The sequence below is a fragment of the Vibrio sp. 10N.261.52.A1 genome (assembly GCF_002876325.1).
GTDB classification, from domain to species: Bacteria; Pseudomonadota; Gammaproteobacteria; order Enterobacterales; family Vibrionaceae; genus Vibrio; species Vibrio chagasii.
This window is the reverse complement of record NZ_MCYD01001099.1, coordinates 1-5,048: the sequence shown is the minus strand read 5'-3', so window position 1 is coordinate 5,048 and position 5,048 is coordinate 1. Positions and strand designations below refer to the sequence as shown.

Annotated in this window: 6 protein-coding genes; 5 read left to right on the top strand and 1 reads right to left on the bottom strand. The window is 44.4% G+C overall.

Going from position 1 to position 5,048, the window contains the following annotated elements; genetic code table 11:
- Window positions 1-879 (bottom strand): DUF3187 family protein (locus BCT81_RS23575; RefSeq protein ID WP_102426044.1); only part of this gene is annotated, 879 nt, incomplete at its 3' end.
- A 419-nt stretch (window positions 880-1,298) separates the two neighbouring features.
- Here BCT81_RS23575 and thrS point away from each other — a divergent pair.
- The 5 genes from thrS to yqfB all read left to right on the top strand — a co-directional run bounded on the left by thrS (window position 1,299) and on the right by yqfB (window position 4,999).
- The gene (thrS, locus tag BCT81_RS23570) at window positions 1,299-3,227 is read left to right on the top strand and encodes a threonine--tRNA ligase (RefSeq protein ID WP_032549211.1); all 1,929 of its coding nucleotides are present in this window, start codon (window positions 1,299-1,301) and stop codon (window positions 3,225-3,227) included.
- A 2-nt stretch (window positions 3,228-3,229) separates the two neighbouring features.
- A complete protein-coding gene (gene infC / locus BCT81_RS23565) occupies window positions 3,230-3,781 on the top strand; it encodes a translation initiation factor IF-3 (protein ID WP_080566530.1) in 552 nt (183 codons plus the stop codon).
- Between the two features lie 104 nt (window positions 3,782-3,885).
- Window positions 3,886-4,080, top strand: coding sequence for a 50S ribosomal protein L35 (gene rpmI, locus BCT81_RS23560; RefSeq protein ID WP_004738430.1), 195 nt, complete (start codon window positions 3,886-3,888; stop codon window positions 4,078-4,080).
- Between the two features lie 42 nt (window positions 4,081-4,122).
- Entirely contained in the window at window positions 4,123-4,476 is a 354-nt protein-coding gene (gene rplT / locus BCT81_RS23555) for a 50S ribosomal protein L20 (RefSeq protein WP_004733517.1), read from the top strand.
- A gap of 208 nt (window positions 4,477-4,684) precedes the next feature.
- Complete coding sequence (gene yqfB, locus BCT81_RS23550) at window positions 4,685-4,999, top strand: N(4)-acetylcytidine aminohydrolase (protein WP_008224694.1); 315 nt, start codon at window positions 4,685-4,687, stop codon at window positions 4,997-4,999.
- Window positions 5,000-5,048 lie beyond the last annotated feature (49 nt).

Here is a 5,048-nt window from a genome sequence, read left to right as displayed (position 1 = left end):
ATTGAAGATGTTCTCGATGATGGATACCTCGACTGCCGAGCGTTGCATCACATACCGATAGCCAAACATCATTTCATTGGCAGCTTCTGATAACTCGGTTTCCCCATAATCAGCACCTTCATACCAACGATACTCTATGTGCAATTCGTGGTTTTCAATGAGTGTCAGCTGATAGCCTCCCAACCAAGACCATGTAACCTTTTTATGTGTAAAGTTGTTGTCTGAATCTCGATTAGACTGGTTCACAAACCCCAAGCTCGAATAGAAGGTATTGATATCGAGTTGGTATGCATAGTTGAGTTGAGCGCTTTGTTCTGTGCTGCTTCCTTTAAATGCTCCGTGATTGACGTTGTTATGGTAAAGCGATACACCAACAGATAATCCATGATTCTCTTTATCTATGACTTGGTATTGGGTGTAGAGCGTGAAAGCGCTGGTCAGTGTATCGCCAGAAAAGTCTCGAATGCTGATATCGTGCTCTGGAGCATAGATGTCGAACTGATGTCTGGCTTTTCGATCTCGTCCGGCTTGGTCGATGCTAAACAGTTCATGGAAGTTGATGGTGATCTTGTCTAGATGGTTGTTGGCGGCGAAAAGCCAGCGGTAATTCAGTTCTACTTGCCATTCAGGTGTTAATTGCCATCGTAGCCCTGTTTGAAGTTGGTTCTGATAATAATCTAAATGATAGTCGCGGGAGTTGGCCCAGATACTAGCGGCTGTTAAAGAGGTAAACAGTTCGAGCTTGTCCTCTTCGAGTGGGAAACCAGAGCGAAGCATTGGAGTGAGTCGAACGGATTGCAGTGGCGCTTGGGTATAACTGATTAAGGGCCCGTAGTCCTTATTGGCCCAAGCGCTCGGTACGCATGCCGTTGTGAGCATTATGAAGGGCAGGGGTGATGTAAGCGATAGAAAAATCCCTCGTTTTCCCATACATACCTCATCCTTATTTCGGCACACCTATATAGCTTAGTTCGAAATGACTAAACCGAAATAGCTAAGTTGATTTGGCTCGTTGTGAAAAGCGCTTCACATTATGGAGGTATAAAAGAGGCGATTCGAGTCTACTTAATCCGGGTGATAAAGGGGACTGAAGTGTCGGGAGATCCCCTCCGTCATTGTTATTTCATATTATTTCGTTACAATGCTCTGATACCCACGAGCGAGGCATCTGTATTTGCTTCTCCGTGGGTATATTTATTATGCATATATCCCCAATCAGCGTACTAGTTGATTGAAAGACATATATTAAACATTTTCATGTGTTGCTTGGTGTGCAACACCACTGTAAAGGACAAATAATGCCAATTATTACTCTTCCTGACGGTAGTCAGCGTCAATTTGACAACCCTGTATCAACTCTAGATGTTGCCCTATCAATCGGTCCTGGTCTTGCGAAAGCAACCATTGCTGGTCGTGTAGACGGCGAGCGTGTTGATGCTTGTGATCTTATCGAAAACGATGCAAGCCTAGAAATCATCACAGCTAAAGATGAAGTTGATGGCCTTGAGATCGTTCGTCACTCTTGTGCTCACCTATTAGGCCACGCGGTTAAGCAGCTTTTTCCAGAAGCGAAAATGGCGATCGGTCCTACCATCGACAACGGTTTCTACTACGATATCGACCTTGAGCACTCTCTAACGCAAGAAGATCTAGAAAAGATCGAAAAGCGCATGAAAGAGCTAGCGAAGACCAAGTACCAGGTTGTTAAGAAGAAAGTTAGCTGGCAGGAAGCGCGTGATGCTTTCGAAGCTCGCGGCGAAACATACAAAATGGAAATCCTAGACGAGAACGTTTCTAAAGACGACCGTCCAGGCCTATACCACCATGAAGAATACATCGATATGTGTCGTGGTCCACACGTACCACATATGGGTTTCTGTCAGCACTTCACACTACTAAACGTAGCGGGTGCTTACTGGCGTGGTAACAGTGACAACAAGATGCTTCAACGTATCTACGGTACTGCATTCCATGATAAAAAAGCGCTTAAAGCTCACCTAGTTCGTCTAGAAGAAGCGGCTAAGCGTGACCACCGTAAGATTGGTAAAGCATTGGATCTATTTCACATGCAGCAAGAAGCACCAGGCATGGTGTTCTGGCACCACAACGGTTGGACTATTTTCCGTGAACTAGAAGTGTTCGTACGTCAAAAACTGACTGAGTACGATTACCAAGAAGTAAAAGGCCCACTAATGATGGACCGTGTACTTTGGGAACGTTCTGGTCACTGGGACAAATACGCAGAAGCGATGTTTACAACGTCTTCAGAGAACCGTGAATACGCTATCAAGCCAATGAACTGCCCGGGTCACGTACAGATCTTTAACCAAGGTCTTAAGTCTTACCGTGATCTACCGCTACGTATGGCTGAGTTCGGCTCATGTCACCGTAACGAGCCGTCTGGCGCACTTCACGGCATCATGCGTGTTCGTGGCTTTACTCAAGATGACGCTCACGTATTCTGTACTGAAGACCAAGTTCAACAAGAAGTTAAAGCTTGTATTGAAATGGTTTACGACACTTACACAACTTTCGGTTTCGAAAATATCGTTGTTAAGCTGTCTACTCGTCCAGAGCAACGTGTAGGTTCTGACGAAATGTGGGACCGTGCTGAGGCTGACCTTAAGCTTGCACTAGAGTCAATGGAGATTGCATACGAGATTCAAGAAGGCGAGGGTGCGTTCTACGGACCTAAGATTGAATTTACTTTGCATGATTGTTTGGACCGTGCATGGCAATGTGGTACAGTGCAGCTCGATTTTGCATTACCAGAGCGTTTAGGTGCAACTTACGTAGGTGAAGATAACGAGCGTCACACGCCAGTTATGATCCACCGCGCGATTTTAGGTTCACTAGAGCGTTTCATCGGTATTCTTATTGAAGAATACGCTGGCTTCTTCCCAACATGGTTGGCGCCAGAACAAGCAGTTGTAATGGGCATTACAGACAAACAGTCTGAATATGTACAAGAAATTACGAAAAAACTGCAAAAAAGTGGATTTAGAGTCAAAGCAGACTTGAGAAATGAGAAGATTGGCTTTAAAATTCGCGAACATACTTTGAAACGTGTACCGTTCATGCTTGTGTGTGGTGACCAAGAAATGGAAGCCGGCGAAATTGCAGTACGTACACGTAAAGGTAAAGACCTTGGCAAGTTTAAAGTGGATGACTTTATTTCATACATCCAAGCTGAGGTTTCAAGCCGTAAGCTCAATCTGGAGGAATAGCTATTAAAGGCGGAAGACGTGGCCAACAACCGGCCAAACAAAACCAGCACCGTTTAAACGGTGACATTCGTGGCGTTCGTGAAGTGCGTCTAACTGGCGCAGACGGCGAAGCTGTTGGTGTAGTATCAATCGCAGAAGCGATGGAAGCTGCAAATGAAGCTGGTATGGATCTAGTAGAGATCAGCCCTAACGCCGAGCCGCCAGTTTGTCGTGTGATGGACTACGGTAAGTTCCTCTTCGAGAAGAGCAAAGCTGCGAAAGAGCAGAAGAAAAAGCAAAAGCAGGTTCAGATTAAGGAAGTTAAATTCCGTCCTGGAACTGATATTGGAGACTATCAGGTAAAACTACGCAACCTGACTGGTTTCCTTGAAGACGGCAACAAAGTGAAGGTAACAATTCGCTTCCGTGGCCGCGAAATGGCTCACCAAGACATCGGTGTTGACGTTCTTAATCGTTTGAAAGCGGATACTGAAGAATTTGCAGTAGTCGAATCTTTCCCAACGAGAATTGAAGGTCGCCAGATGATCATGGTATTGGCCCCTAAAAAGAAGTAATTAACGGCTTTGCAAGTAATTGAACCCTGCAGCCTCAGGTTGCGGGGTTTTATTCGCCCTAATTACTATGTTATTAACAACTCAACAATGCGGAGTTATTCATCATGCCTAAGATGAAAACCAACAAAGGTGCTGCTAAGCGTTTCCAGAAAACTGCTGGTGGTATTAAGTTTAAGCACGCTGGTAAACGTCACATCCTGACTAAGCGTACTACTAAGAACAAGCGTCAGCTACGTCCGAACTCGATCCTTCCTAAGTGTGAAGTTGCTCAAGTTCTACGTATGATGCCATACGCTTAATTCTTTTTAGTTTATAAATTCGTTTAGTTTAGGAGAAGCATAATGCCTCGCGTAAAACGTGGTGTACAAGCTCGTGCACGTCATAAGAAAGTTCTAAAACAAGCTAAAGGTTACTACGGTGCACGTTCACGTGTTTACCGCGTAGCTTTCCAAGCAGTTACCAAAGCTGGTCAATACGCTTACCGTGACCGTCGTAACAAGAAACGTCAATTCCGTCAACTTTGGATTGCACGTATCAACGCAGCATCTCGTCAAAATGGTCTATCTTACAGCCGTTTCATCAACGGTCTTAAGAAAGCATCTATCGAGATCGATCGTAAGATTCTTGCTGACATCGCAGTATTCGACAAAGCAGCATTCGCTGTTCTAGTTGAAAAAGCGAAAGCATCTCTATAATTTAGAGTTAGCTTTAAGGTTTAAGAAAAGGAGAACTTCGGTTCTCCTTTTTTATTGCCTGTAATTTATCCTCTAAAGATTCCCAACTCCTTCCTCCGTTAGTCTTGGGAATGACGAGATAAACTTCCGCATCTAATTTTTATTCGCTTGAACAAGCATTCTGGTATATAAACATCTACCTAACCTTTAATGCTAAGCGACTGAATAAATGACCGCACCAACCACTATGACGTTCTTCGAACGTTTCGAAGCTGACATCCTTTCTGGCAAAAAGACCATCACCATTCGCGATGAATCAGAGCGTGATTACCAACCGGGTAGCGTTGTTGAAGTATCAACGTTAGAAGAAGGGCGCGTATTCTGTAATCTTAAGATCATCAGCGTAGAACCGATTCTGTTCGATGAACTGGGTGAGTTCCATGCACAACAAGAGAACATGACGCTGCAAGTGTTGAAAGATGTGATTCAAGATATCTACCCAGGTATCTCTCAGCTTTACGTTGTTTCTTACGAGCTGGTTTAATCGCTAACAACGAACCTGTAGTGCTTTTCTTGGATAGATAGGAAGGATT